The organism is Delftia sp. Cs1-4 (assembly GCF_000214395.1).
In the GTDB taxonomy this organism is placed as follows: Bacteria; Pseudomonadota; Gammaproteobacteria; order Burkholderiales; family Burkholderiaceae_C; genus Comamonas; species Comamonas acidovorans.
Genome location: NC_015563.1, coordinates 5,624,700 through 5,650,074 on the forward strand (window position 1 = coordinate 5,624,700; position 25,375 = coordinate 5,650,074).

Genomic DNA, 25,375 nt, shown 5'->3' on the forward strand with positions numbered 1-25,375 from the left:
AGCAGGAGACTCCCTTGGCCTACGAAATGATTGAAGTTCGCGTCGAAGCCGACAAGGTCGGCATCATCACGCTCAACCGCCCCAAGCAGCTCAACGCGCTCAATGACCAGCTCATGGACGAGCTGGGCCAGGCCCTGCAGGCCTTCGATGCCGATGAGGCCATCGGCTGCATGATCATCACCGGCAGCGAGAAAGCCTTTGCGGCTGGCGCCGACATCGGCGCCATGGCCAAGTACAGCTTTGCCGACGCCTACAAGGGCGACTACATCACGCGCAACTGGGAAGCCATCCGCTCCATCCGCAAGCCCGTGATCGCCGCCGTCAGCGGCTTCGCACTGGGCGGCGGCTGCGAGCTGGCCATGATGTGCGACTTCATCATCGCCGCCGACAATGCGAAGTTCGGCCAGCCGGAAATCAAGCTGGGCGTGATCCCCGGCGCCGGCGGCACGCAGCGCCTGCCGCGCGCCGTGGGCAAGTCCAAGGCCATGGACATGGCCCTCACGGCCCGCATGATGGACGCCACCGAAGCCGAGCGCGCCGGTCTGGTCAGCCGCGTCGTGCCCTTCGACAAGCTCATGGACGAGGCGCTGGGCGCCGCCATCATCATCAGCGGCTTCTCGCAGATTGCCGTCATGGCGGCCAAGGAATCGGTGAACCGCGCCTTCGAGGGCTCGCTGGCCGACGGCGTCATGTTCGAGCGCCGCCTGTTCCACGCGCTTTTCGCCACCCAGGACCAGAAGGAAGGCATGGACGCCTTCGTCAACAAGCGTCCCGCCAGCTTCAAGCATCTCTGAGCGGGCTGAAAGTCACGCTACAATGCGCGTCTTCCGGCAAGGCGCAGCAAGCCTCTCGCAAAGAAATTTCGAGAAATTTGCACAACTTGCCGGATGGGCCGAAAATTCTGCATATAATTTAGGTCTTACGGCGCTTTAGCTCAGTCGGTTAGAGCGATGGAATCATAATCCACAGGTCCGCGGTTCGAATCCGTGAAGCGCCACCAAACAAAGAAAAGGGTCTACGTGCAAACGTAGACCCTTTTTCCGTTGGCGCTGCACTCCGCCAGAGCGCGCCGTTTGCGGCGCCGCCTCCGGCTGCTAGCTGCCGCGCTCCAACGCAATCCAGTGGTTGTCCAGCGCCATGCCGGGAACCGGCACCGTGCGCAGCACCTGACCGCGCTGGCGCAATTGGGCCTGGCGTGCGCCGCCCATCCACAGCGCGGGCTCGGCAGGCAGGGGCCGGCCCTTGGCATCCAGCGAGACACTTGCGTTGGCCACGCAGTACACGCCCGGCATGGCATCGCCGCGCAGCCAGCGTCCGCTGGCCTGGCCGCTGTCGGGCACCTGCCACCAGGTGACGGTGTTCACGCGCGGGCAGCTGACGGCAAAGAGCTGGCCGTCGCAGCCTATGTCGCCGCCATAGCCGGCCAGGGGCTCGCGCCATTCGGGCAGGGGCACGGCATGCAAACGGTGGCCATCGAACAGGGCCAGCACGGGCGCGGCGGCGCGCGCTTCGGTGTCGCGGTGCTCGGCCTGCAGCGCAATGCCCAGCCAGCGGCGTGCGGGCGCGTGGGTGACCTGCGGGCCCCAGGCCAGGTGGCGCAGGCTCAGGCGGCTGTCGTCCAGCTTCCACAGGCCGGCACGGGCGCCGCCTTCGGCCGGCAACAGCCGCGCGATGGACGAATCCATGTGGTCCAGCTGCAGCTTGCGCCGGCCGGTTTCGGACTGCGTGGGAATGCCGCCGTTGGCGACCATGAGCGTGCCGTCGGCGTCCAGCAGCAACTGGTGCGGGTCCATGCCGCCCGTGCGCCATTCGGCGATCTTCTCCAAGGTGATGGCATCGCGCACGCCGATCAGGCCCTGGGCATCTTCCAGGTCGGTCTCGGTGGTGTAGAGATGGCGGCCATCGACGCTTTCGATGACATGGCCGTTGAAGAAGCGGTCGGGCTCTATCCACTGCCACTGCGCATCCTCGGCGGCCTGTCCCGGCTTCAAGCGCACCAGCCAGTCACCGGGGCGGCGGCTGGCGAAGACCACGGAGCCGTCGCGCAGCGCGGCCATGCCATGGGCGCGCGTGGGCACATCCAGGGCCTGCAGCACCTGCAGCGGCCTGTCCACCTGCGCACTGGCCTGCACGATGCCGACACGCATCTGGTCACCCTGCATCCAGGCCGCAGCCAGCGACCGTGCCGGTCCAGACGGCCTGGCCGCATGGGAGGTTACCAGCGGCATGGCAGCCAGCAGCCCCATGCCCTGCAGCCAGCGGCGGCGATTCAGCGCCTGCTCAATCCCCGTCGGCATCCGAGAACCCGATGTTGACTTCCAGCGCAGGCGCCACCTCGCCTTCCATGAGGCGCTTGAGGCGCGACAGCGGCTTGGTCGCGGCATCGACGGCCTTGGCGCTCGGCTCGGTCAGGGCGCGCATGCCGGCATCGGCCTCGTTGACGGCCTTGAGCCAGCGGTCGGCCAGCGGGTTCAGGCCACGGCCGCGCAGGTAGGACTCGATGGGCACGATGTCCACGCCGGGCTGGGGCACCTTGCGGTCCACGCTCACGGCCAGCGTGCGCAGGCCCTGCCAGTGCGCGCGCCAGATCTCCAGGGTGCTGCCGCTGGCGAGATGCTCCCAGGCGGGCGGTTTGCTGCCCGCACTGCCCGCACTGCGCAAGGGCTTTTCCATGTCCGCCCAGCGCAGGCGCTCCAGGCCGCCCACCCACTGGTTGATGAACTCGGCCATGGCTTCGGTGGTGGCATCGCCGTCCTCGGACCAGTCCTGGGCCGCGAGCTTCGCAAAGCCGTTGCCGAGGATGCCCATCTCGGCGCCGATTTCCTCGGCCACCAGGGTGGCATAGGCGCAGGCCGGCGTCTGCGGCTCCACGGGCTGGGTCCACAGCAGGTTCTCGAGCGCCGGGTATCCCTTGGCGGGTGCGCCGATGCGCTCCATGGCAGCCAGATCGGCGGGGGCCGACTGTATGGCCTTCTTGAGCAGGGCCGGGCGCATGGGGCGGAAGTCCACCAGACGTGCCGAGCGGCGCTCCACCAGCGGCCCCAGGGCCACGGCAGAGAGGCTGCTCCACTGCCGCGACGATTGCACATAGGCCTGGCGCGCCGTCTGCAGCGTGGCGGCAGCCGATCCCGCAGGTGCCGCGCAGTGCGCGCGCAGCGCCTGGTTCAGCGCCTGGGCGGATGCCTGCGCGGCCTTGGCCTGGGGTGAGAACCATTGACCGTACAGCCCCTGCACGGCGTGGGCCGTGTTGTAGAAGGGAATGGCCATGTTGGCATCCACTTCCTGGGCATGGGCCGGGGCGGCGGCCAGCAGCGCCAGCGCGGCGGCACAAAGGATTTGGCGAGGGGTCATGCGCATGTCTTGCATCAGAGGGACTCCACAAATTTGACCAGGGCTTCACGGTCTTCGGCGCTGAACTGGCGCACCTGTTCGCGCGCGGCTTCGGCCTCGCCGCCGTGCCAGAGGATGGCTTCCAGCACGCCGCGCGCACGGCCGTCGTGCAGCAGGCGCTGGTGGTTGTTGACATCGGGCAGCAGGCCTATGCCCCACAGCGGCGGCGTGCGCCACTGGCGGCCTGAGGCCTTGAAGTCGGGCCGGCCATCGGCCAGCGCATCGCCCATGTCGTGCAGCAGCAGGTCGGTGTAGGGCGCAATGGTCTGGCCCGACAACCCCTTGCTGCTGAGTGCCGGCGACAGCGCGGGGAACAGCTCCGCGCCGGTCTTGTACGAGGGCCGGTGGCACTGCGCACACTGGGCCTGGTGGAACAGTGCCTCGCCACGGCGCACGGCAGGGTCGCTGGCGTTGCGCCGTGCAGGCGGCGCCAGCGTGGCCTGGTAGAAGATCACGTCGTCCAGCACGCGGTCCTCGATCTCCACGCCCTCGGCGCCGTTGCCGTTGGGCGCGGCCAGGCAGTCCTTTTGTGCGGGCGTGCAGGTCTGGTGCGGGAAACGCTTCGATGTGATGCCGATATCGCCCAGGAAGGCCGAAGCCGTCTGGTGGGCAATGGAGGCCACGTTGGCCTTCCAGCCGAAGCGGCCCAGCATCATGCGTTCGCCGTAGGCATCCCAGACATAGTTGGGCTGGCCCTTGATGGGGCCGCCCAGGGCCGCCTGGGCGGCAGCGTTGGCCAGGATCTCGGACTCCGGGATGTGCTCCAGCAGGCCCAGGCCGATGACCTGGGGCGCAATGCGCGGGCTGGTCATCAGGTTGGAAGCCAGGGGGCCGTAGTTGAGCGCAGCCAGCTCGTAGACCGGCTTTTCCAGTGTGTAGGCCGTGCCGTCGGCAAAGCGGCCATGCACCTGTTCATAGCGGATGCGCAACTGGCCCTCGCCCTTGACGCCCAGCACGCCCTCGGTGTTGAACTGGTCGCCATAGACCGGGTCCGGCACCGGGCTGCCGTGCGGGCCTTCGCCCGGAATGGACAGCCGCATGAGCAGGCCCGCGAAGGGCTGGGGTTTGAGCGGGTTGTGGAAGTCGGGCGGCTGGGCACGGCCGTCCTGCACATGACAGCCGCCGCAGGAGCGCGCCAGGAAGTGCGGGCCCAGGCCATCGCGCGCCGTGGTGGAGGCCGGCGCCTGCACCCAGTTGCGCTTGAAGAAGGAGTTGCCGATGACGAAGCGCGTGCGCTCTGCATCCTCCAGGTTGGCGGCGGGCAGCGAGAAGGCGTTGCGGCCCGTGGCGTGGACCGTGGTCTGGCCGCCCGGGGGCAGGGGCTCGCCGGGTGCCGCGAACAAAAGAGCTGGATCGGGAGCTGGATCGGGAGCAGGCTGCGGTGCTGGCGCGCGCGCTGGAGCGGCAGCCACCGTGTCCTGCTGTTGGGCCGAGCAGCCCATCAGGACCAGGGAGGCAGCGACCAGCAGCGAGGGGGAGAGATTCATGGGTGGGGACGTCCCTGGAAAAGCCAGGGCCGCCGAACCCTTTCGGGGGCGGCGGCCTTGGCACATGGGCGCAGGAATGGATGGACGCTGGCGTGGATGTTCTTTTAGTTGGCCTTGGGGTCCACCAGGTTGAGCTGGGTGATGCCGACGGCATTGGCCGCCTCCACCAGGTCCTTGCTCTGCTGGACCAGGCTGTCGATGGTGGCCTGGATCTTGGCGCGCGAGGCCGAGTCGCGCGCGCCCTGTATGGCCTGGTCGAACGGCGCGGGAATGGCCTGGGCCGCCTGCACCGACTGCGTGATCTGGCGCGTGGTCCTGTCGGCCAGCGCGCTGTCCTTGGAGGCCACCCAGTCCTTGATGCCCGGGCCTTGAAGCTCGCTGCCATCCAGGCGCTTGTAGCTGCCCTGCCAGACGTTGAGGATGCCCTGGGCATTGGTCACGGCATCGCGGTGCGTGTTGTCCGAGAAGCAGGAGTGCTCGTCTTCCTGGTCGCGGCTGGCCAGGGCCACCTCCAGGCGCTCGCCGGCCAGCTCGCCGCGCGACAGCGAACCCAGGCCCACGAAGATGCGGCGCAGCGCATCGTCGGGCTTTTTCTCGAACTGGGCGCGGAAGTTCTTGGGCGAGCCGGGCTTCCACTGGTCGGCCACGGACTGCAGATCCTCGATCAGCAGCGCGGTCACCACCTTCAGGTACTCGCGGCGGCGGTCGGCATTGGACTTCTTGCCATCGACGAAGTCGGTGTACGGACGCGCGCCCGGCCCCTTGTCATTCAGGTCCTGGCCCCAGAGCATGAACTCGATGGCGTGCCAGCCGGTGGAAACGTTCTCCTCGCCGTCATGCTCGTTGAGCTCGGCCAGGCGCTTCTTGGTGATGGCTTCCTTGCGGTTGTTGATGATGCCGGCGTTGGGATTGCCTTCCACATAGTCCACATAGGACTCGTCCATGGGCCAGGCGTTGATCTGGCCTTCGGGGCCTTCATCGTTGTCGATGGGACCGGCGTAGAAGCGGAAGGCTTCGGTCTGGCCGTAGTACTCCCGGGCATCCAGCCAGGCCTTGCGTGCCTGGTTCAGGCCCTGCTCGCTGGGCGCCGCCAGAAAGGCCGCAATGGCTTTCTGCATGGTCTTGGCGGAGCTGATGGAGTCCGAGTAATTGGCGTGCACCAGGGTGCCGTAATGCTTGACCACCTCCGCAACGGAGAGGCTCTTCTTCACGGGCTGTTGAACGGTGCCGGCGGCTGCGGCCTGGCTCATCGGGGCGGCCGCGCCCAGGGCCAGGGCGGCTGCAATCAGGATGGGATGCATGGCAGAAAGGATCGGAGGTTGGAGAACTCGGAATGCCAAACTGTAATGAGAATTGTTTTTATTGGCAAAACCTGTGAGATATCGCCGCACTGCACCGCAAGGTCATAGACGGACCCGGGCGGCCAACGGGCAGTGAACGGGCGGCAATGGGAGCGCTTGCGGCGCACGGGCCGCAGCGGGCGCCAGCCTAGCACGGCGCCCTTGGCGCCAGGGCCAAAGACCCCGCGCTGGCGCAGCGCGGGCCCGGCCTCAGAACTTGTAGTTCAGGCTGACATTCACCGAGCGCGGCTCGCCCCAGGTATAGGTGCTGTAGTAGCTGAAGATGGTGTAGTACTTCTTGTCCAGCAGGTTGCGCACGTTGACGGTGGCCGACAGCTGTTTGCTGAACTCGTAGCGCGCCATCATGTCCAGCAGCCAGTAGCCCTTGACGGTGTGAACGGCCGTGCCGCCCGATGGCGTGGAGATGTCGCCCCAGGTCTTGTCCTGCCAGCGCGCGCCGCCGCCCACCGTCAGGCCGGAAAGCGGGCCGTCCAGCCTGTAGCTGGTGTGCAGGCTGAACTGGTTGGAGGGCGTGAGCGTGGCCACGCGCTTGCCTTGGTCGCGCGAAATGGCATGCGAGAAACCGGCCTGCAGTTGCCAGGCGGGCGTGATCTGGCCGGACATCTCCGCCTCGAAGCCGCGCGTCCTGACGCCATCGACGGCTCGGTAGGCCGTGGCGCCGCCGGGCGTCAGGCCGCCGGTCTCGATACCGAAGTTGTCTTGCTGAAGCTGGAACAGCGCCGCCGATGCATTGAGGCGGCCGTCCATGAAGGCCGCCTTGACGCCGACCTCGGCGTTGTTGCCGCGCAGCGGGTCCAGCGCCTTGCCGCTCTCGTTTTGCTTGGACTGCGGGCTGAAGATGCTGGTGTAGCTGGCGTAGATCGAATAGTTGCCATTGAGGTCGTAGATCGCGCCCACATAGGGCACGAAAACGCCGGTCTCGCGCTGGCCCTGCACCTGGTTGCGATAGTTGGACCAGCGCCCGCCCGTGATCAGCTTGAGGTCGGCCGCCAGGTTCCAGCGCGCCGCCGTGTAGAAGCCCTGCTCCTTGGTCACTTCGCTGTTCACGTAGTCGGGTGAGGCGCCCCACACCGGCAGGCGCGAATCGCCATTCCAGTGGTAGTAGTCATTCACCGTGGACACATAGTCGGCGGGCAGTTGCCAGTAGCCATCGTTCTTCCAGTGGCGCCTTGCTACGCTGGCGCCCAGCACCAGTTCGTGCTCGCGCCCGCCCAGCGAGAAGGGCCCGCTGGCATAGGCATCGAGCGCATTGCTGGTGGTGCGGCCTATGTACTGGCCGCGCCACAGCGACACGCCGGAGCCGTCGGCCGGGTTGGGGAAGCCCGCAGCCGCCGCGCCCAGGTTGGCGTTGTAGCCGTTGATCTGGTGGTTGAACTGCGCCTTGGCCACCCAGCCGTTGCTGAAGCTGTGCTCCAGCGTGGCAAAGGCCGTGCGCGTGTACTGGTCCCAGCGGCTCCAGCGCGTGCCGTTGTTGTGCGAGCGCGGCATGTCATTGAATTGGCCATCGGCATTGAGCAGGGGAATGCCGCCCCAGGTGGAGTTGACCGGACGGTTGTTCTGCGCATCGCCGCCCAGCGTCAGCAAAGTGCGTGGCGTCAGGTCCATTTCCACAATGCCGTAGAGCGTCGCGGTCTTGCGCGAATAGCGGTCCATGAACGAGTCCTTGTCCTGGTAGGCCGCCACGCCACGCGCGCGCACGCTGCCGCTTGCATTGAGTGCGCCGCCCACATCCACCTCGGTGCGGTAGTTGCTCCAGCTGCCCGCAGAGATGGACGCATGCCCGCGGAAATCGCGCGTGGGCTTCTTGCGGATCAGGTTGATGGTCGCGCCCGGAGTACCGCTGCCCGTGAGCAGGCCGGTTGCGCCCTTGAGCACCTCGACGCGGTCATAGATCGCCATGTCGCTGAGGGTGTTGCCGGCCGAGTACGCGGAGTCGCGCATCATCGGAATGCCGTCGTACTGGAAGTTCTGGATGGCGAAGCCGCGGGCGTAGTACTCGGTGCGCTCGCTGTCATAGGTGACGATGCTGATGCCGGGCGTGTGCTCCATCACCTGGTCGATGGAGGTGAGGTTGAAGTCATCCATCTTCTGGCGTGTGACCACGCTGATGGACTGCGGCGTCTCGCGCGGCGTCAGCACCATGCGCGTGGCTGTGGCAATGGTGCCCGGCGTATAGGAGCCCGAGCCTTCGGTCACCTCGCCCAACTGGTTGGAGATCACGGTGACCGTGGGCAGCGTGGCCGGGTTCTGCGCGTCCGGCAATGCCTGGGCCTGGGCAGACAGAGTGCCGATGGCAAGGGAGATGGCCAGCGCAAGAGGCGCAGGGCGATGGCGGGGTCGAAGGCGATGCAGTGGCATGAAAAGCTCCGGGAGAACAGCAATACGGCAATAAAAAAACTTCCTCGCCATGCCCTCCGATGGGTCGAAGGGCATGAAGAGAAAGCGAATGCGATTTGTTCTCATTATCGTTTCTTCAATTGCCTGGGCCATCGGCAGCACAGGGGCTGCTGCATCCGCGCAACACCCGAATCCGTCCCGCGCCCGCCGGGCAGTACCAGCCGTCCATGCCGTAGAAGCTGTCTGGCAAGCCAGCCCTACTTGCCTTGTCCGGCCACTTCCCTTACCATTGCGCCCGCTCGCATGGGCCGCCCTCTCCTCTCAGGGCCTGCCCACGACCTCCAAGCCCTGATCGCCCGGCCGATTTCAGGGCTTTCGCTTTTTGCAGAAGCGGTCTTTTGGCGCTGCACCTTGCGCTCTGTCTTTGCGCGCAGCCCCTGCCATGCTCCGGCATGCCGGCCGCCCAGCTTGTTTTCCCACCAGGATTTCCCGTGCCCATCGCCACTCCAGGATGCCGCACACGCGCAGCGTGCCCGCACGCCGGCCCAGCCGGCGGCGCAGGCGTTTTGCGTGGTGCCGCACCCCAGCGAGAGCGCGCGCCGTCCTGGCTTTCAAGGATCTTCACGTGACCACCACTTCCTCCGGGGCGCTCGCAGCCACTGCTGCCGGCGCCAGCACAGACACGCATGTCGGCACACATGCCACCCAGGTCAATGGCTACAGCTGGAAGGCCCTGGCCGGCTCGGCCGTGGGCTATGCCATGGACGGCTTCGACCTGCTGATCCTGGGCTTCATGCTGTCGGCCATTTCGGCCGACCTGCACCTCACGCCGGGCCAGGCCGGTTCGCTGGTGACCTGGACGCTGATCGGTGCCGTGTTCGGCGGCATCTTCTTCGGCCTGCTCAGCGACCGCTACGGGCGCATCCGCGTGCTGACCTGGACCATCATGCTGTTCGCAGTCTTCACGGGCCTGTGCGCATTCGCGCAGGGCTATTGGGACCTGCTGGCCTACCGCACGATTGCGGGCATCGGCCTGGGCGGCGAGTTCGGCATCGGCATGGCACTGGCCGCCGAGGCCTGGCCCGCACGCCACCGCGCCCGCGTCTCGTCCTACGTGGCCTTGGGCTGGCAAATGGGCGTGCTGGGTGCGGCGCTGCTGACGCCGCTGCTGCTGCCCCTCATCGGCTGGCGCGGCATGTTCCTGGTGGGCGTGATACCGGCCGTGGTGGCCTGGGTGATCCGCAACAAGCTGCACGAGCCCGAAGTCTTCGTGAAGCGCCAGCAGTCCGCCACGCCCTCGGCCCGCGTGCCGGTGCTGCAAAGCCTGAAGCTGCTGGTGAAGGACCGCGCCACGACCAAGGTCAGCCTGGGCGTGATCGTGCTGACCTCGGTCCAGAACTTCGGCTACTACGGCATCATGATCTGGATGCCCAGCTTCCTGTCCAAGCAACTGGGCTTCAGCCTGACCAAGTCCTCGATATGGACTGCCGTGACCGTGGTGGGAATGATGGTCGGCATCTGGGTCTTCGGCCAGCTGGCCGACCGCATCGGCCGCAAGCCCAGCTTCCTGATCTTCCAGCTGGGCTCGGTCATCATGGTCGTGCTCTATTCGCAGCTGTCCGACCCCACGGCCATGCTCTGGGCAGGCGCCCTCATGGGCCTGTTCGTCAACGGCATGATGGGCGGCTACGGCGCCGTGATGAGCGAGGCCTATCCCACCGAGGCGCGCGCCACCGCGCAGAACGTGCTGTTCAACATCGGCCGCGCCGTGGGCGGACTGGGCCCGGTGGTGATCGGTGCGCTGGCCATGAGCTATTCGTTCCAGGTGGCCATCGCCCTGCTGGCGGCCATCTATGTGCTGGACATGCTGGCCACGGCCTTCCTTATCCCCGAACTCAAGGGACGCGAGCTGTCCTGAGCGGCTCAGATCCTCCGGCTCGGAACGATGCCCCACAATGCAAAGAGCTGCCGGTGGCAGCTCTTTTTTTGTCCAGCAACCGGCGTGCCCAGGCTCAGCCGCCTTCGCTGCACTCCAGGTTTTCGATGCGGTCTGCCGCCTCGCGGATGCCTTCCTGGAACATCTGGTCTCCCAGCATCACGGAGACCTGGCCCTCAAAGCCGCGCAGCTTGATCAGCGCGGCCTCGTAGCCGCCGCTGCCCATGCGCTTGAGGCCGCACAGCGCATAGAGCTTGGCCACGGGAGATCGGCGCGGATCGTCGATCACCGACAGCAGGACGGCATTGGCCTCGGGCCGCCTGAGCATGGCCTCCAGGTGCCGCTCCGCAGGCGAGATCTCGCCCGCGAACCCGACCAGCCCCAGGTTGAACTGCGAGGCGTCCAGCGGCGCCGGGTCCAGCGGACGGGCCATGGCCGGGGTGGACAGGAGCAGGCAGATCAGGGCGGCGGACAGGGTGGTCTTCATGGCAGGGGCAAGGCCGTGGATGGCCTGGTGAGGCAGTCGAAAAGGATCTTCGATGCAAAGCGTGGCGGCAGGTTCCCCCACCACCGCCTTCATCCGCCTTCATCCGCCTTCATCCACCAAACAGCCAGCCTGCGGCCAGCGTGCCGGCATAAAACAGCAGCAGGGTCACAGGCACCAGATGCCAGCCCCAGACCCGGAACCACCAGTGATTGAACCAGGTCACCAGCGCACCGATGACGGCGCAGATGGCCAGCGCATCCAGCCGCTGCTGAAAACTGTCAGCAACACCTTCGGACGCGAAGAAGATGAACGCCGCGATGAAGGAACACAGCAGGGCGGTGTAGACCGCCACTTTCTCTTGCCTGCGCAATTTCAGGATGCTCATGGAGGGCCAGGGAGGTTTCGATGATTAGGTCGCCAGAAAAGCCCGCGCCGCCAGAGCGCGCAGGTTTCACAGCGGCGCAATTCTTCGTATACCGCCCTGAATGCGCCATCAGACCCGTCCGAATCTGCAGCCACTGCTGCGCATGCGCAACGCGCTGCTGCTCCTTCAACGCTCCACCGCTCCACCCGCTCAATCAGCCACGGCCAGCACCACGGCGGACTCCGGTACCGTCAGCCAGACCTTGCGCCCTGCGCGCATGGTCCAGGACTCGCCCTCTGCCGGCTCGGCCGCGTAACCCACGCCGCTACCGCCCCAGGGCAGTTGTGCCACCACTTCACGCGGCCCCGCCCTGTCGGCCCGGGCCACGCGCTGCACCTGGGCGGGCCAGGCATTGGCTTGGGCATGCACATCGGAGCGTGGCGCCGAAGGCAGCACCTGCACGGCTGCGGCCTTGCACAGCGCCATCAGGGGCAGGCCCGGCGCCAGGCCCAGCAACTGGGCGCTTTCTTCGGTGATGCGTGCGGCAATGCCTGATGCATCCCCGCCGCCGTCGGGCAGCAGCCAGACGCGGACCTGGGCGCCCTGCGCCTGCAGGGCACCAACCCGGCAAGGCCACAGATTGCGCATGCTGGTGCGCAGGCCCAGCCCCAGCCCGGGAGCCGCCGAAGAAACGCCGGCGGGCCCGCCAAAGCGCTGCAGCACCTGCGCGCGCGCCTGCTCCAGCGCATCGGCCATGGCCAGCAGGGACTGCCCGGCCTCGGTGATGCGCGCGCCACCACCGCCGGCGCCGCCCACCGAGCGCTCCACCAGGGCACGGCCCGCCAGATTGGTCAGCACATCCAGCGCCTGCCAGGCCGCCTTGTAGCTGACACCCGCCTCGCGCGCGGCCTGGGAAATCGAATGCCCTGCCGCGATATGCCGCAGGATGGCGATGCGCCGGTCGGCCAGGTCATGGCCCAGCGCGGGCACCAGGTCTGAGGGAGAAGCGGGGGTTGCGGCAGTCATGCGTAGCATCATGCCCGCCAAGCGTTATTTCCCGCCAAGCAAAACGCCTGCACCCTGCATGCGCATTTTCAGGTCGTTACACTGCGCTATTCACCAACGGAATAGCGAGAGACCCATGAACGTGAACCAGCCCCTGCGTGCCACCGCCTTCGCCGCCCTTGCCCTTTTCGGCTGGGCCGCTGCGCAGGCCGCCGAAGTGTCGGTGGCCGTCGCCGCCAACTTCACGGCGCCCATGCAGAAGATCGCCGCCGAGTTCGAGAAGGACACCGGCCACAAGGCCCTGCTGTCCTTCGGCGCCACGGGCAAGTTCTATGCGCAGATCGTCAACGGCGCGCCCTTCCAGATCCTGCTGGCCGCCGACGACACCACGCCCGAGAAGATTGCCAAGGAAGGCCGCGGCCTGCCCGATTCGCGCTTCACCTACGCCATCGGCCAGCTGGTGCTGTGGAGCCCCAAGGCCGGTTATGTGGACGACAAGGGCGAGGTCCTCAAGACCGGCGACTACAAGCACATCGCCGTGGCCAATCCCAAGCTCGCGCCCTACGGCACGGCAGCCATGGAAGTGCTGAACAAGCTGGGCATCACGGCCCAGGTGCAGCCGCGCATCGTCATGGGCGAGAACATTGCCCAGACCTACCAGTTCGCGGCCACGGGCAATGCCCAGCTGGGCTTTGTGGCCCTGTCGCAGGTGATGGAAAACGGCAAGCTGCGCGAAGGCTCGGCCTGGCAGGTGCCCGGCTCCATGCACGAGCCCATCCGCCAGGACGCCATCGTGCTCAACAACGGCAAGGACAACGAAGCCGCCGCCGAGCTGATGAAGTATCTGCGCGCCGACAAGGCCCGTGCCATCATCCGCTCGTACGGCTATAGCTTCTGACACCTGTTGAGGCGCGCTTGCGCGCCTTCCCTCTCTCCTGGGGAGGGATCGGCCGGCACGGGCCCGTGCTCAGCGTCGCTGAGCCGGGCCGCGCCGGTTTCGTGCGTTGAGTGAGATCCAACAGCGCTGCGAACCACTGAATTCTTCCCGCATGATTCTTACCGCCGACGACTACGCCGCCATACGGCTGACGCTGAAACTTGCCAGCGTGACCACGGTGCTGCTGCTGACGCTGTGCACGCCGCTGGCCTGGTGGCTGGCGCATACGCGCTCGCGCTGGCGCGGCCCGATTGGCGCCGTGGTGGCGCTGCCCCTGGTGCTTCCGCCCACGGTGATCGGTTTTTACCTGCTGGTGACCATGGGTCCCAACGGCCCCGTGGGGCAGCTGACGCAGGCGCTGGGGCTGAGCACCCTGCCCTTCACTTTTCCGGGCCTGGTCATCGGTTCGCTGGTCTATTCCATGCCGTTCACGGTGCAGCCGCTGCAGCGCGCCTTCGAATCCCTGGGCACGCGGCCCATGGAGGCTGCGGCCAGCCTGGGCGCGGGGCCGCTGGACCGCTTCTTCACCGTGGCGCTGCCGCTGGCGCGGCCGGGCTTCATCACGGCAGCCGTGCTGACCTTTGCGCACACCGTGGGCGAGTTTGGCGTGGTGCTGATGCTGGGCGGCAATATTCCCGGCGTGACGCGCGTGGTCTCGGTACAGATCTACGACCATGTGGAGGCCATGGAGTACGCCCACGCCCACTGGCTGGCGGGTGGCATGGTGGTGTTCTCCTTCCTGGTTCTTCTGGCCCTGCACCTGTTGCAGCCGCGTGAGGAGCGCCGCGCATGATGACCGCCTTCTCTCCCTCCCTGATGTCCGACGCCGCGCACTCCCACCCCTCCTCGGAAATCATCGCAAACCTGGCGCTGGAGCGTGCAGACTTCCGCCTTGACGTGCAGCTGCAGTTGCCCGGGCGCGGCGTTACCGCCCTGTTCGGCCCCTCGGGCTGCGGCAAGACCACCTGCCTGCGCGCCCTGGCGGGACTGGAGCGCGCGCGCGGCCGCGTCGCCGTCAATGGCGAGGTCTGGCAGGACGATGCGGCCAGCCAATGGCTGCCCACGCACCGCCGTGCGCTGGGCTATGTGTTCCAGGAAGCCAGCCTGTTCCCGCACCTGACCGTGCGGCGCAACATCGACTACGGCATGCGGCGCACGCCGGCCGCGCGGCGCAAGGTATCCCAGGACCAGGCCGTGTCCCTGCTGGGCATAGGCCACCTGATGGACCGCATGCCCTCCACCCTGTCGGGCGGCGAGCGCCAGCGCGTGGCCATTGCGCGGGCGCTGGCCACCAGCCCGCGGGTGCTGCTGATGGACGAGCCGCTGGCCGCGCTGGACGCCCAGCGCAAGGCCGAGGTCCTGCCCTACCTGGACCAGCTGCGCCGCGAACTCGACATTCCCGTCCTCTATGTCAGCCACTCCATCGACGAGGTCGCTCGCCTGGCCCAGCACCTGGTGCTGCTCAAGGCCGGCGGCCTGGTCGCCGCCGGCGCCACCAGCGAGCTGCTGGCACGGCTGGACCTGCCCCTGAGCATGGGCGACACGGCAGCGGCCATGGTCAGCGCACAGGTTCAGCAGCACGATCCCGATGCACACCTGAGTACGCTGTGCTTCGATGGCGGGCGCCTGCGCCTTGTCATGGCCTCCCCGCGCCCCGTCGGCGAAACCGTGCAGTTGCGCGTGCAGGCACGCGATGTGAGCCTGAGCCTGCAGCACCCACAAGACAGCAGCATCCTCAACATCCTGCCTGCCACCGTGCAGGAGCTGCGCGAGGACGGCCCGGGCCAGGTCATGGTCTCGCTGCAGCTGGGCCCGTCCCGCCTGCTGGCACGCATCACCCTGCATTCCGCCCGGCAGTTGGGCATTGCGCCGGGCATGCATGTCTTCGCCCAGATCAAGGGCATGGCATTGCTGGACTGAGCACGCGCGGCGGCGCCGATATCATGCGGAAGCCGCCTGCGCGGCCCACGCCATGAACGCCACCACCGAACACGCCCCCGCACCCGTCCCCGCCCCAGACGCAGGCCCCGGCGCAGCAGATGCTGCATGCGCCGCCCCGCCCGCCATTGCCGCACTGCGCACGCATGCGGTGGCGCGCCACCGGCTCGGTGAAGGCGGCGCCGTCAGCATCCAGGCCGAACCGCAGGTGCTGGCCAGCGAAGTCCCCATCGCCCTGGTGTTCAATGGCATCTCCCATGCCGTGATGATGGGCACGCCCTCGGACCTGGAAGACTTTGCGCTGGGCTTTGCGCTCACCGAAGGCATTCTGGACAGCGCTGCCGACTGCTACGGAATCGAGGTGCGCACCGTGGCTTCACAGGCCGCAGGCCTGCCGGCCGGCATGGACGGCATCGAGGTGCAACTGGACGTGGCCTCGCGCTGCTTCGCCCGCCTCAAGGACCGGCGCCGCAGCATGAGCGGGCGCACGGGCTGCGGTGTCTGCGGCGTGGACAGCTTCGCGGCGCTGGACCTGTCCTTCGACCCCCTGCCCGCGCACGACTGGATCGCCCGTGTCGATGCCGACACCGTCTGCGCAGCCATCGCGGCACTGCCGCCGCTGCAGTTGCTCAACGCCGAAGCCGGCGCCGTGCATGCCGCAGGCTGGGCAGGGCTGGACGGGCAGCTGACGGATGTGCTCGAAGACGTGGGCCGCCACAACGCGCTGGACAAGCTGGTCGGCCGCCTCTCCCGCACAGGCCGCCTGGGCGAGGCCGGCTTTGTCGTGCTCTCCAGCCGCGGCAGCCATGAGCTGGTGCGCAAATGCGCCAAGGTCGGCATCGCCGCCCTGGCCACCATCTCCGCGCCCACGGCCATGGGCGTGCAGATGGCCGAACTGATCGGCCTGCGCTTCTGGGGCCTGTGCCGCCCGCCCAAGGCGGTGCTGTATGCGCCGGGCCGCACCTGAACCAATGCCCGAGTGCCGCGCCTGCGCGGCGGCAAGTTCGTAGAATCGCGGGTTCAGCCCCTGGATGTACACCATGAACCGCTGCAAGCCCCATTTCTCTACCGTCCGCCGCCTGTGTGCCGGCGCCCTGCTCGCCGGCCTGGCCTGCGCCAGCCTGGGCGTGGCCGCGCAGGGCCTGCCGTCCAACGAGACGCGCAATTTCCCCCCGCAGGCCCAGTTCGGCGAGCTGGTCGTGACCCAGTTCCCCGAGGTGGAGATCGACGGCAAGACCATTCGCACCAGTCCGGGCTTTCGCCTGTTCAGCACTGAACGCACGCTGGTGCAGGCCATCAATTACCGGGGCAGCAAGCTCGTGGTGGGCTATGTGATCGAGCCGCAGACGCAGTGGCTGCACCAGGCCTGGATCCTGACCAAGGCCGAGGCCGACAAGCACTACAAGCCCAAGTCGATGCTGCAGCGCATCTTCAACTGAGCACAGCACGTACACGGCTGACGCGGCCCGCGCCTCGCAGGCCGCAGCGGCCCGGCCATGGGGCACGCCGCCCCCTGGCCGAGCCACCTTCATTTTTTGCAGACCGCCGCTTGCAGTGCGGTGGCTGCCTGACGGAACCCCACCATGTCCAAGAAAGTCTTTATCAAAACCTTCGGCTGCCAGATGAACGAGTACGACTCGGACAAGATGGCCGATGTGCTGGGCGCAGCCCAGGGCTACGAGTCCACCGACGATCCCGAGCAGGCCGACCTGATCCTGTTCAACACCTGCTCGGTGCGCGAGAAGGCGCAGGAGAAGGTGTTCAGCGACCTGGGCCGCTACAAGCACCTGAAGGAACGCGGCGTGCTCATCGGCGTGGGCGGCTGCGTGGCCAGCCAGGAGGGCGAGGAAATCATCAAGCGCGCGCCCTATGTGGACGTGGTCTTCGGCCCGCAGACCCTGCACCGCCTGCCCGAGCTGCTCAATGCACGCGCCGCCAAGCACAAGCCCCAGGTCGATATCAGCTTTCCCGAGATCGAGAAATTCGACCACCTTCCGCCCGCACGCGTGGAAGGCTCCTCGGCCTTCGTCTCCATCATGGAAGGCTGCTCCAAGTACTGCAGCTACTGCGTCGTGCCCTATACGCGCGGCGAGGAAGTCAGCCGCCCGTTCGAGGACGTGCTCATCGAGGTCGCCGGCCTGGCCGACCAGGGCGTGAAGGAAGTCACGCTGCTGGGCCAGAACGTCAACGCCTACCTGGGCAAGATGGGTGACACGGCCGAGATCGCCGACTTTGCCCTGCTGCTGGAGTACGTATCCGAGATCCCCGGCATCGAGCGCATCCGCTACACCACCAGCCACCCCAACGAGTTCACGCCGCGCCTGATCGAGGCCTACGCTCGGCTGCCCAAGCTGGTCAGCCACCTGCACCTGCCCGTGCAGCACGGCAGCGACAAGATCCTCATGGCCATGAAGCGCGGCTACACGGCCATGGAATACAAGAGCACCATCCGCAAGCTGCGCGCCATCCGGCCCGAAATGGCCATGAGCAGCGACTTCATCGTGGGCTTCCCCGGCGAGACCGAGGAAGACTTCCAGAAGATGATGAAGCTCATCCACGACGTGCGCTTCGACAACAGCTTCAGCTTCATCTTCAGCCCCCGCCCCGGCACGCCGGCCGCCAACCTGCACGACGACACGCCGCACGAGGTCAAGCTGCGCCGCCTGCAGGAGCTGCAGGCCGTGATCAACAACAACATCAAGGACATCAGCGACGAGCGCGTGGGCACGGTACAGCGCCTGCTGGTGGAAGGCCTGTCCAAGCGCGATGGCAGCGAACTCATGGGCCGCACCGAGTGCAACCGCGTGGTCAACTTCCCGGGCAACGAACGCCTGATCGGCCAGATGATCGATGTGAAGATCACCGAGGCCCGCACCTTCACGCTGCGCGGTGAAGTCGTGGTGCGCCACTGAGCCCAACCCGGCCCCGGCGGCCCAGCGACCTCCTGCGTAACCCAAGCCCGGCAATGCCGGGCTTTTTTGCATGTAACAGGACGTGAAAACAGCCCGGCCACTCTGGCAGGGTGCCGGCTGGCCCGCTAGCATCGCGGGGTCGCCGCCCTGAGGTCCGTCGGCCTGCATGGCTTTTCCAGCTTCGCTTGCTTGCTATCGATTCCATGAACACCTCCCAGCCCGCCACCGCCCAGGCCGTCCTTGAGGGCGAAGCCCTGCATGCCTTCATGGACCAGGCGCACGACCTGCTGCAGCAGGAGGCTGATGCCAGCCCCATCGCCCCGGCCGAACGCCAGGCGGCCGTCATGGAGCTGCTCTCGCAGCAGCGCTTCGCCCCGGCCACGGTGGGCGAGCTGGAGCGCCTGCACGATCTCTGGCTGGACCTGGAACGGCCCGAGACCGCCAACGCACTGCTGCGCGAACACCGCGCTGCCACGCTGCAGCCCTTGCAGGGCGACAACCACCTGCTGGCCACGGCCAGCCTGGCGCTCAGCGACATCCAGAGCCGGCTGCGCTTTGACCGTGAAGGCGGCGTGGCCCTGCTCGCGCCCGCTGCCGATCTCATGGGCCGGCTGCCGCATACCAGCGAGCCCTACCGCTACTGGAACGGCTGGCACTACCTGGCCCGCGAAGCCCAGGCCTGGGAGCTGGCCGAGCAAGGCGTGGACCTGCAGCGCAGCCACGAACGCAGCGACCCGGATGGCGAGGCCTCCCCCGCGCGCCGCGACGCGCGTGCCTGCCTGCGCAAGGCCGAGCTGGCCCGTCTGCGCGGCGATGTGCCCGCCACCGTGCGCCAGGTGCAGGCTGCCACGGCGCTGCTGACCCAGGCCGATGCAGAGCAAAACGTGGACTTCGACGACTGGCTGCACCTTGCGCGCGAGGTCCTGCCGCTGGCCCCGCAAAGCGTTCCGGCCGTGCTCATGGCGGCGGAGCAGCATCTGGCCCGCACCGAAAGCCCCGCCGCATCGCAGGCGGTGCGCACGCACCGCAAGGTCCATGCGGCCCGGCTGCAGGCCATGGCCTGCCATGCCATGGGCCAGCCCGAGGCTGCGCTGCAGCTGGCTGCGCTGGGCCGCTTCGGCCTGGTGGATGACTCCGACGATGCCTTCAGCGGCCTGGTGCTGCAGTGGCTGGAAGAGGCGGGCCGCCTGGCCGATGCGGCGGACCTGGCGCTGGAAAGCGTGCTGCACAGCCGCCCCGGATCGGCCCGTCAGGGCTATGAACTGGCCTTGCGCAGAGTGGACAGCGACACCGCCCATGCACCGGCCTGGGCGCTGATCCTGGCCTGGGCGGGACTGGATTCCGACATGCAGGAGATCCTGGAAGACAGCCCGGCTGCTCCGCGCAGCGCCGACGACTACCTGGCCCTGGCGCGCACCCAGGCGCCCGGCCACCCTCTGCTGGACCTGATCGACGGCTGGCGCCTGGCCAAGGACCGCCAATGGGAGCAGGCCCTGCCTCTGCTGGAGCGCGGCGTGACCGACCAGCCCCGGCACGCCAACTCCGAGCTGCTGCCTATGCTCTGGGCCGCGCGCTTCGCCGTGCTGCCCGCCGCGCAGGCGCTGCAGCGCCCCTTTGCGCAGGGCCATGGCGCCCACTGGTGCTATGCAGCGGGCGTGACCCTGGACGACGAGGACGACCTGGCCTCCCTCATGGGCGAAGGCCGGCAGGTGCCGGGCGACGAGGTGCGCGAGCCGCTGGTGCAGCGTTACTACGAAGAGGGCCTGGCCCGCTTCGAGGCCTTCTGGGCCAGCGGCCAGGGCATGTACAAGGACGCGCACCTGCACGTCTACTCCATGCTCTGCAACAACCTGGCCATCAAATACCGCTCGCAGCAGCGCTATGACGAGGCGGCGGCCCTGCACCACAAGGGCCTGTCCAGCAGCCCCTTTGCCGAACACCACGACGGCCTGCTGTGGTGCGCCATCCGCCGTGACGACCGCCCCGGCATCGTCACGGCGGCCGAGCAGCTGTGGCACTTCACCCAGGACTACGGCTACAGCCGCCACTGCCCCACGGACTACTTCCCCAGCGCGGCGCTGGCGCTCTACCAGCTGGGCCGCGCAGGCGAAATCGGCATCTGGCTGGAGCGCCTGGACCAGTGGTTCGAGGAACTGGACGAGGACGACCAGCGCGAACAGCGGCGCGACTACCTGGCCTCACTGATGTCCCTGCTCGACTTCTTCTCGGAAAACCATGGCGAACTGGTGCGCCCGCGCCTGGACGCCCTGCTGCCCGAAGTGCGCGCCCTGGGCGAGTGCTACACGCTGCGCCGCCTGGCCTGCGCCATGGAAAGCTGCGGCCCCATCGACCAGGCCGTGGCCCTGCACCGCGAGGCCATCGCCAAGCTCACGCCCGACGACGGCGAGGCCGAGCACAGGATGGCAAAGGACGGCCTCAAGCGCTGCCTCAAGCTGCGCTCGGACAGCAAGCCCTGGTGGAAGCTGTGGTGAACCCGGGCGCCGGTGCCAGCGCCGCCAGTGCCTATCGGCCGCGCGACGTGGTCAATGCGCCAGCCATCAAGCAGCGCATCCGCGAGCGCAGCGCTGCACGCGGCGACAGCGAGGAGATCGCCGCCTGGCTGGCCAATCACTTCTACCGCCATGTGATCGGCAACCTCGACGCCGATCCGCCTGCCGTGCAGCCCGTGTCCACGCAGACCGAGCTGCTGCGCCTGCACCGGCGCGCCGAGCCTGCCGCCTGGGCGCTGGAGCGCCTGCGCGAACATGCGTCCCGCCAGCCGCTGTCACCGGACAGGCCTGCGGCCGACGGCAGCGCGCCGCTGTGGTGGGTGGAGCCCGACAGCGCACCCCTGCTGGCGCTGGAGAGCCGGCTGCTGGAGTTCCTGTCCACCCGGCGCGGCACCGCGCTGGAGGGCAAGCTGCAGCGCATCAACTGCCCGCAGGCGCTGGCGCGCTGGACGCTGGAGCACCTGGCCTTCGCCCGGAGAAGCGACAGCGGCTGGGCCGAGCACCGGCCCGGCGCCGTGCGCCCGCTGCTGCGTGGCCAGCTGGGTGTCTTCGTCGAATTCGATGCCCAAAGCCCGGACCTGCGCGCCGAAATGGCCTATGAAAGCCAGATGATGCGCCACTGCCTGGGCCAGTTCAGCGAGCGCGGCACACTGCGCGGCGGCTATGGCGAGCACTACGCCGAAGCCTGCGAGCAGGGCCGGCTGCGGCTGTTCAGCTACCGCACGGGCACGGCCCAGCCCCGCATCACCGTCAGCGCCCAGGTGCGGAACGACGGGCGGCTGCGCATCGACCAGATCAAGGGCAAGCAGAACCGCCCGCCGATTGCGCGCTACCTGGCCGATGTGCTGGCCCTGCTCAATCACCTCGATACCGATGGCGAGGCGCCGGCGGACGCCCTGGCCATGGGCATCGTGCGCCGACCGGCACAGCTGCTGGCCACGGGCAGCGCGGCTGCCTGGTGCGCGGCCAGCGAGCTGCACACCGAGGCCGAGCAGCTGTGGCTGCTGCAGTCCCACCCGGCGCTGCTGGAGCAGCTGGACATCCGGTCGCCCCTGATGCAATGGCTGGTCGCGGCACGACGCGACACCGTGCCCGTGCCCGCCTTCGAGCGCATGCCGCGCAGCGCGGCCCTGCAGCAGTCGCTGGAGCTGGCGCGGCGCCGAGCGGGATCGCCGGGAACACCGGGCAGGACAGGAAATCCGCGATGAACGCCTTCACCCTTGTTGTGCTGTCTGCACTGCTCTGGTGGGCAGTGCGCGCCGGCCTGCGGCGCATGTGTGCGTCACGCCAACGCGGCGACTTCAGCAGCTACCGCAGCGGTGACGCCGCACTGGACTGGGCCCTGGCCCTGGCCCATCCCATGGCCTTTCACGCCATTCAGGGCGGCTTTGCGGACCGGCAGCTCAACGGCGCCGACTCCGCACTGACCACCCAGCTGCGCCCCATGGTGCTGCACCACCTGGGCCTGCGCACCGACCTGGACGATGCCCAGATCGCACGCCAGTTGCCCGACGGCCTGCGCCAGCGCTGGTTCACGCTGGACCTGCAGCGCCTGCAGGCCGGTGACGATCCCCATGCCGCCATGGCCTTTGCCTGCGCGCGCGTGGCCTTCCATGTGCGCTGTGCCTGGCTGCTGGGCTGGGTGGACGAGGCCCTGCACCAGCAGATCCTGCACCTGAACGCATGCCGCGCGCGGGACTGCTTTGACAGCTGGCAGGCCTTCGGCCTGGCCTACGCACGCGGCCGCAGCCAGTGGCTGGCCCGTGGCCGCGCCGACGTGCTGGGGCGCAGCGTGACGCCCGAGCAAGTGCAGCAGTGGGTGGCCGATCCGCGCCACCCCTGGCATGCGATGCCCTGGCAGCAGCAGGCCGTCCGGTGACTGACGCCAGGTGGGTACGCCGCCTGTGCTGCCTGCCCTGCCCGGTGCTCAGCCTTCGCCATGCACCTTGGCGAAGGTGAGGATCACCTCCCGCACCACCTGGCGCTGAGGCGCGGGCAGCTTCAGAAAGGCATCGAAGGTTTCGCGTTCGAGATAGCCCACGCCCGGCTCCTGGCATTCGAGCGGCGACGGCAGGGACGGCGGGGACCGGTGGGCCGACTCGCCATAGCGCAACACATCGGGCTCGACCTCGAGCAAACCCGCCAGCAGCACCAGCTTGTCCTGCTCGGGAACGGCCTCGCCGTTCAGCCAGCGCGAGACCGCCTGGAAGGAGATCGGCGGCCCCCAGTAACTGGAATTGAACAGCTTCAGAAGCACGCTGGGCCGGGGCTCCAGTCCCGCAGCCTCGATGGCCTGGCGCAGGCGCAGTGCGAATTCGAGCTTGTTACGCATTCCGACACCCTGGATTTCCCTGGAATCTTGATTGACTCATCGATTGAAGACCCGGCTCAAACCCGTCGCCCGGCCAGCGTTCAGGCGAAGATGCTGCGCGCCTCGGTGAAGCGCTTGGCGAAATAGATGTTGTCCATGCGCACGCGCTGCACCGTGCCGCCGCTGGACGGTGCATGCACGAACTGGCCGTTGCCCACGAAGATGCCCATGTGCGAATAGCGCGCGCCCAGGGTATTGAAGAACACGAAGTCGCCACGCTGCAGGCTGCGGCTGCCCACGGGATTGCTGAACTGCGCCCACTGCGCCGTGGTGCGCGGCAGGCGGTTTTCGGTGATGCCGCCCACGGCCCACTGGATCAGGCCGCTGCAGTCGAAACCGCCTTCGGGCGAATTGCCGCCATAGGTATAGGGCGTGTTGACCACAAGCATGGTGCGCGCCAGCAGCGCCTCGCGCAATTCGCCGTCCAGATTGAGCGCCTGCGGGGAAGGCACCGGCGCCGGGCCCGCGCCCTTGCGTGGTGCGGAAGAGCAGCCAGCCAGCAGCACGGCGGCCGCCAGCAGACCCCAGTCACGGCGCGAGAGCCGCGCCCCGGTCACCGGAGACACCGCAAGGGAAGTCGAAACACCAGCCTTCATGGCGCTGCATGTTCTCACAAAGCCCTCGCGGCCAAAAGAAAAGCCGCAGGCTGCGCTGCGGCTTGGCGGGAAAGAGCGCGCGGCCCGGCGGCTCAGGCGGTGCCCATCAGAACGGGAGCTTGGGCATGCCGCCGCCACCGCCCATCATTCCCTTCATGGCCTTCATGCCGCCCATGCGCTTCATCATCTTCATGAGGCCGCCGCCCTTCATCTTCTTCATCATCTCCTGCATCTGCTCGAACTCCTTGAGCAGGCGGTTGACTTCCTGGACCTGCACGCCCGCGCCGTCGGCAATGCGCTTCTTGCGCGTGGCCTTGATGATCTCGGGCTTCTTGCGTTCCTTGGCGGTCATGGAGCAGATGATGCCTTCCTTGCGGCGGATCTCGCGCTCGGCCTTGTCCATGTCCACCTGGCCGGCCTTGGCCGTGAGCTGGGCCGGCAGCTTGTCCATGAGGTTGGACAGGCCGCCCATCTGCTTCATCTGCTGGATCTGGGCCAGGAAGTCGTTGAGGTCGAAGCCGTCGCCGCTCTTGACCTTCTCGGCCAGCTTCTGCGCGGCCTCCATGTCCACGCCCTTGGTGACCTGCTCGACCAGGGCCACGATGTCGCCCATGCCCAGCACGCGCTGCGCGTGGCGGTCGGCGTCGAACACCTCCAGGCCGTCGATCTTCTCGGACACGCCGGCGAACTTGATGGGGGCGCCCGTGATCTGTCGCACCGACAGCGCCGCGCCACCGCGCGAGTCGCCGTCGAGCTTGGTCAGCACGATGCCGGTCAGGGGCAGCGCTTCCTTGAAGGCCTTGGCCGTGTTGATCGCATCCTGGCCCTGCATGGCATCGACGACGAACAGGGTCTCGACCGGCTTGAGCGTGGCGTGCAGATCCTTGATCTCGGCCATCAGCAGCTCGTCGATGGCCAGGCGGCCGGCCGTATCGACCAGCAGCACGTCAAAGAAGTGGCGCTTGGCGTAGTCCAGCGCGGCCACGGCGATGTCGTGCGGCTTCTGGTCAGGCGTGGAGGGGAACCACTCGGCACCGGCCTGGGCGGTCACGGTCTTGAGCTGCTCGATGGCGGCGGGGCGGTACACGTCGCCCGACACGGTGAGCACCTTCTTCTTGCGCCGCTCGATCAGGTGCTTGGCCAGCTTGGCCGTGGTCGTGGTCTTGCCGGCGCCCTGCAGGCCGGCCATGAGGATGACGGCCGGCGGCTGGGCGTTGAGGTTGATGTCGGCCACGCCCTCGCCCATGGTGGTGGCGAGTTCCTTGTTGACGATGGACACCAGCAACTGGCCCGGCTGCAGCGAGCCCAGCACCTCCTGGCCCAGCGCCTTTTCCTTGACGCGCGCAACGAAGTCGCGCACCACGGGCAGGGCCACGTCGGCCTCGAGCAGGGCCATGCGCACTTCGCGCAGCATGTCCTGCACGTTGGATTCGGTGATGCGGGCCTGGCCGCGCATCTCCTTGACGAGTCGCGAAAGTTTGTCGGTCAGAGCGGAGGCCATAAGCGGGGAGGAACTGGAGTCGTCGGAAAGGAAAAGGTGTGCTGCAGCGAGCCAGCCGGGGCCAGGTGGCCAAGTGGGGCCGGGTCGCGGCACGGACCCTGCAGATCCCGATGATTCTACCCGCTGCCCCTGCCGGGGTAAGTACCGGCCTTCCGTGCCCCACGGCACGCACTGGCCAGCAGTAACATGCGCAATGTTTCCATAGTTTATGGCTATCACATTCCGCAATGCTGGCTTGCTACC

The 25,375-nt window shown here is 67.7% G+C and carries 22 protein-coding genes and 1 tRNA gene; 12 read left to right on the forward strand and 11 right to left on the reverse strand.

Translation table 11 applies throughout. The features are described 5' to 3' along the window. The first annotated feature begins 14 nt into the window (after positions 1-14). Positions 15-794, forward strand: coding sequence for an enoyl-CoA hydratase (locus tag DELCS14_RS24720; protein WP_012203459.1), 780 nt, complete (start codon positions 15-17; stop codon positions 792-794). 129 nt (positions 795-923) lie between these two features. Further along, positions 924-1,000, forward strand: a tRNA-Met gene (locus tag DELCS14_RS24725). 94 nt (positions 1,001-1,094) lie between these two features. Here DELCS14_RS24725 and DELCS14_RS24730 read toward each other — a convergent pair. The 5 genes from DELCS14_RS24730 to DELCS14_RS24750 form a co-directional block, all read right to left on the reverse strand. Continuing rightward, positions 1,095-2,297, reverse strand: coding sequence for a DUF1513 domain-containing protein (locus tag DELCS14_RS24730; RefSeq protein WP_013804066.1), 1,203 nt, complete (start codon positions 2,295-2,297; stop codon positions 1,095-1,097). Continuing rightward, positions 2,281-3,366 (reverse strand): imelysin family protein, encoded by a 1,086-nt coding sequence (locus DELCS14_RS24735; RefSeq protein ID WP_013804067.1) that lies wholly within the window; start codon positions 3,364-3,366, stop codon positions 2,281-2,283. Before DELCS14_RS24735 ends, DELCS14_RS24730 begins: the two co-directional genes overlap by 17 nt. Further along, positions 3,366-4,877, reverse strand: a complete 1,512-nt coding sequence (locus DELCS14_RS24740; RefSeq protein ID WP_013804068.1) for a di-heme oxidoredictase family protein — start codon at positions 4,875-4,877, stop codon at positions 3,366-3,368. The genes DELCS14_RS24735 and DELCS14_RS24740 overlap by 1 nt, the downstream gene beginning before the upstream one ends. Positions 4,878-4,981: 104 nt before the next feature. After that, on the reverse strand, positions 4,982-6,178 hold the full coding sequence (locus DELCS14_RS24745; protein WP_013804069.1) for an imelysin family protein: 1,197 nt from the start codon (positions 6,176-6,178) through the stop codon (positions 4,982-4,984). Between the two features lie 249 nt (positions 6,179-6,427). Continuing rightward, positions 6,428-8,596 carry a TonB-dependent siderophore receptor gene (locus DELCS14_RS24750; protein WP_013804070.1) on the reverse strand — a complete coding sequence of 723 codons (2,169 nt, stop codon included), beginning with the start codon at positions 8,594-8,596 and terminating at the stop codon, positions 6,428-6,430. A 712-nt stretch (positions 8,597-9,308) separates the two neighbouring features. On the opposite strand from DELCS14_RS24750, the gene DELCS14_RS24755 reads away from it, so the two are divergent. Continuing rightward, complete coding sequence (locus DELCS14_RS24755) at positions 9,309-10,493, forward strand: MFS transporter (RefSeq protein WP_170962147.1); 1,185 nt, start codon at positions 9,309-9,311, stop codon at positions 10,491-10,493. A 94-nt stretch (positions 10,494-10,587) separates the two neighbouring features. Here DELCS14_RS24755 and DELCS14_RS24760 read toward each other — a convergent pair whose 3' ends face one another. The 3 genes from DELCS14_RS24760 to DELCS14_RS24770 all read right to left on the reverse strand — a co-directional run bounded on the left by DELCS14_RS24760 (position 10,588) and on the right by DELCS14_RS24770 (position 12,400). Then, the gene (locus DELCS14_RS24760) at positions 10,588-10,998 is read right to left on the reverse strand and encodes a hypothetical protein (protein WP_013804072.1); all 411 of its coding nucleotides are present in this window, start codon (positions 10,996-10,998) and stop codon (positions 10,588-10,590) included. Between the two features lie 109 nt (positions 10,999-11,107). Next, on the reverse strand, positions 11,108-11,383 hold the full coding sequence (locus DELCS14_RS24765; RefSeq protein WP_013804073.1) for a hypothetical protein: 276 nt from the start codon (positions 11,381-11,383) through the stop codon (positions 11,108-11,110). 189 nt (positions 11,384-11,572) lie between these two features. Continuing rightward, complete coding sequence (locus tag DELCS14_RS24770) at positions 11,573-12,400, reverse strand: TOBE domain-containing protein (RefSeq protein ID WP_013804074.1); 828 nt, start codon at positions 12,398-12,400, stop codon at positions 11,573-11,575. Between the two features lie 103 nt (positions 12,401-12,503). Here DELCS14_RS24770 and modA point away from each other — a divergent pair, with 103 nt between their 5' ends. From modA to DELCS14_RS24815, 9 genes are all read left to right on the forward strand, one after another. After that, entirely contained in the window at positions 12,504-13,265 is a 762-nt protein-coding gene (gene modA / locus DELCS14_RS24775) for a molybdate ABC transporter substrate-binding protein (RefSeq protein ID WP_013804075.1), read from the forward strand. Between the two features lie 151 nt (positions 13,266-13,416). After that, positions 13,417-14,097 carry a molybdate ABC transporter permease subunit gene (gene modB / locus DELCS14_RS24780; RefSeq protein WP_013804076.1) on the forward strand — a complete coding sequence of 227 codons (681 nt, stop codon included), beginning with the start codon at positions 13,417-13,419 and terminating at the stop codon, positions 14,095-14,097. Then, a complete protein-coding gene (gene modC, locus DELCS14_RS24785; protein ID WP_013804077.1) occupies positions 14,094-15,224 on the forward strand; it encodes a molybdenum ABC transporter ATP-binding protein in 1,131 nt (376 codons plus the stop codon). Before modB ends, modC begins: the two co-directional genes overlap by 4 nt. A gap of 52 nt (positions 15,225-15,276) precedes the next feature. After that, the gene (gene fdhD / locus DELCS14_RS24790; protein WP_013804078.1) at positions 15,277-16,209 is read left to right on the forward strand and encodes a formate dehydrogenase accessory sulfurtransferase FdhD; all 933 of its coding nucleotides are present in this window, start codon (positions 15,277-15,279) and stop codon (positions 16,207-16,209) included. A 73-nt stretch (positions 16,210-16,282) separates the two neighbouring features. After that, positions 16,283-16,681 (forward strand): hypothetical protein, encoded by a 399-nt coding sequence (locus DELCS14_RS24795; RefSeq protein ID WP_013804079.1) that lies wholly within the window; start codon positions 16,283-16,285, stop codon positions 16,679-16,681. Between the two features lie 144 nt (positions 16,682-16,825). Further along, positions 16,826-18,154 carry a tRNA (N6-isopentenyl adenosine(37)-C2)-methylthiotransferase MiaB gene (gene miaB, locus DELCS14_RS24800; protein ID WP_012203445.1) on the forward strand — a complete coding sequence of 443 codons (1,329 nt, stop codon included), beginning with the start codon at positions 16,826-16,828 and terminating at the stop codon, positions 18,152-18,154. Positions 18,155-18,357: 203 nt separating this feature from the next. Further along, complete coding sequence (locus DELCS14_RS24805; RefSeq protein WP_013804080.1) at positions 18,358-20,646, forward strand: tetratricopeptide repeat protein; 2,289 nt, start codon at positions 18,358-18,360, stop codon at positions 20,644-20,646. After that, positions 20,643-21,872: a hypothetical protein gene (locus tag DELCS14_RS24810; RefSeq protein WP_013804081.1), complete on the forward strand. Its 1,230-nt coding sequence runs from the start codon at positions 20,643-20,645 to the stop codon at positions 21,870-21,872. The genes DELCS14_RS24805 and DELCS14_RS24810 overlap by 4 nt, the downstream gene beginning before the upstream one ends. Next, the gene (locus DELCS14_RS24815; RefSeq protein ID WP_013804082.1) at positions 21,869-22,543 is read left to right on the forward strand and encodes a DUF1266 domain-containing protein; all 675 of its coding nucleotides are present in this window, start codon (positions 21,869-21,871) and stop codon (positions 22,541-22,543) included. The genes DELCS14_RS24810 and DELCS14_RS24815 overlap by 4 nt, the downstream gene beginning before the upstream one ends. Positions 22,544-22,591: 48 nt before the next feature. Here the strand turns inward: DELCS14_RS24815 and DELCS14_RS24820 are convergent, their stop codons facing one another. The 3 genes from DELCS14_RS24820 to ffh all read right to left on the reverse strand — a co-directional run bounded on the left by DELCS14_RS24820 (position 22,592) and on the right by ffh (position 25,132). Further along, positions 22,592-22,996 (reverse strand): helix-turn-helix domain-containing protein, encoded by a 405-nt coding sequence (locus DELCS14_RS24820; protein ID WP_012203441.1) that lies wholly within the window; start codon positions 22,994-22,996, stop codon positions 22,592-22,594. Positions 22,997-23,076: 80 nt separating this feature from the next. Next, positions 23,077-23,631 (reverse strand): C40 family peptidase, encoded by a 555-nt coding sequence (locus tag DELCS14_RS24825; RefSeq protein WP_013804083.1) that lies wholly within the window; start codon positions 23,629-23,631, stop codon positions 23,077-23,079. 106 nt (positions 23,632-23,737) lie between these two features. Then, entirely contained in the window at positions 23,738-25,132 is a 1,395-nt protein-coding gene (gene ffh / locus DELCS14_RS24830) for a signal recognition particle protein (protein WP_013804084.1), read from the reverse strand. Positions 25,133-25,375 lie beyond the last annotated feature (243 nt).

What these genes read in the sequence shown, in the direction of transcription:
- DELCS14_RS24740 (WP_013804068.1), bottom strand. Translation starts at nt 4,877, where the DNA reads ATGAATCTCTCCCCCTCGCTGCTGGTCGCTGCCTCCCTGGTCCTGATG.
- modA (WP_013804075.1), top strand. Translation starts at nt 12,504, where the DNA reads ATGAACGTGAACCAGCCCCTGCGTGCCACCGCCTTCGCCGCCCTTGCC.
- DELCS14_RS24805 (WP_013804080.1), top strand. Translation starts at nt 18,358, where the DNA reads ATGAACACCTCCCAGCCCGCCACCGCCCAGGCCGTCCTTGAGGGCGAA.
- DELCS14_RS24730 (WP_013804066.1), bottom strand. Translation starts at nt 2,297, where the DNA reads ATGCCGACGGGGATTGAGCAGGCGCTGAATCGCCGCCGCTGGCTGCAG.
- modB (WP_013804076.1), top strand. Translation starts at nt 13,417, where the DNA reads ATGATTCTTACCGCCGACGACTACGCCGCCATACGGCTGACGCTGAAA.
- DELCS14_RS24765 (WP_013804073.1), bottom strand. Translation starts at nt 11,383, where the DNA reads ATGAGCATCCTGAAATTGCGCAGGCAAGAGAAAGTGGCGGTCTACACC.
- DELCS14_RS24795 (WP_013804079.1), top strand. Translation starts at nt 16,283, where the DNA reads ATGAACCGCTGCAAGCCCCATTTCTCTACCGTCCGCCGCCTGTGTGCC.
- DELCS14_RS24735 (WP_013804067.1), bottom strand. Translation starts at nt 3,366, where the DNA reads ATGCAAGACATGCGCATGACCCCTCGCCAAATCCTTTGTGCCGCCGCG.
- modC (WP_013804077.1), top strand. Translation starts at nt 14,094, where the DNA reads ATGATGACCGCCTTCTCTCCCTCCCTGATGTCCGACGCCGCGCACTCC.
- DELCS14_RS24770 (WP_013804074.1), bottom strand. Translation starts at nt 12,400, where the DNA reads ATGATGCTACGCATGACTGCCGCAACCCCCGCTTCTCCCTCAGACCTG.
- DELCS14_RS24825 (WP_013804083.1), bottom strand. Translation starts at nt 23,631, where the DNA reads ATGAAGGCTGGTGTTTCGACTTCCCTTGCGGTGTCTCCGGTGACCGGG.
- DELCS14_RS24815 (WP_013804082.1), top strand. Translation starts at nt 21,869, where the DNA reads ATGAACGCCTTCACCCTTGTTGTGCTGTCTGCACTGCTCTGGTGGGCA.
- DELCS14_RS24760 (WP_013804072.1), bottom strand. Translation starts at nt 10,998, where the DNA reads ATGAAGACCACCCTGTCCGCCGCCCTGATCTGCCTGCTCCTGTCCACC.
- miaB (WP_012203445.1), top strand. Translation starts at nt 16,826, where the DNA reads ATGTCCAAGAAAGTCTTTATCAAAACCTTCGGCTGCCAGATGAACGAG.
- fdhD (WP_013804078.1), top strand. Translation starts at nt 15,277, where the DNA reads ATGAACGCCACCACCGAACACGCCCCCGCACCCGTCCCCGCCCCAGAC.
- DELCS14_RS24745 (WP_013804069.1), bottom strand. Translation starts at nt 6,178, where the DNA reads ATGCATCCCATCCTGATTGCAGCCGCCCTGGCCCTGGGCGCGGCCGCC.
- DELCS14_RS24820 (WP_012203441.1), bottom strand. Translation starts at nt 22,996, where the DNA reads ATGCGTAACAAGCTCGAATTCGCACTGCGCCTGCGCCAGGCCATCGAG.
- DELCS14_RS24750 (WP_013804070.1), bottom strand. Translation starts at nt 8,596, where the DNA reads ATGCCACTGCATCGCCTTCGACCCCGCCATCGCCCTGCGCCTCTTGCG.
- ffh (WP_013804084.1), bottom strand. Translation starts at nt 25,132, where the DNA reads ATGGCCTCCGCTCTGACCGACAAACTTTCGCGACTCGTCAAGGAGATG.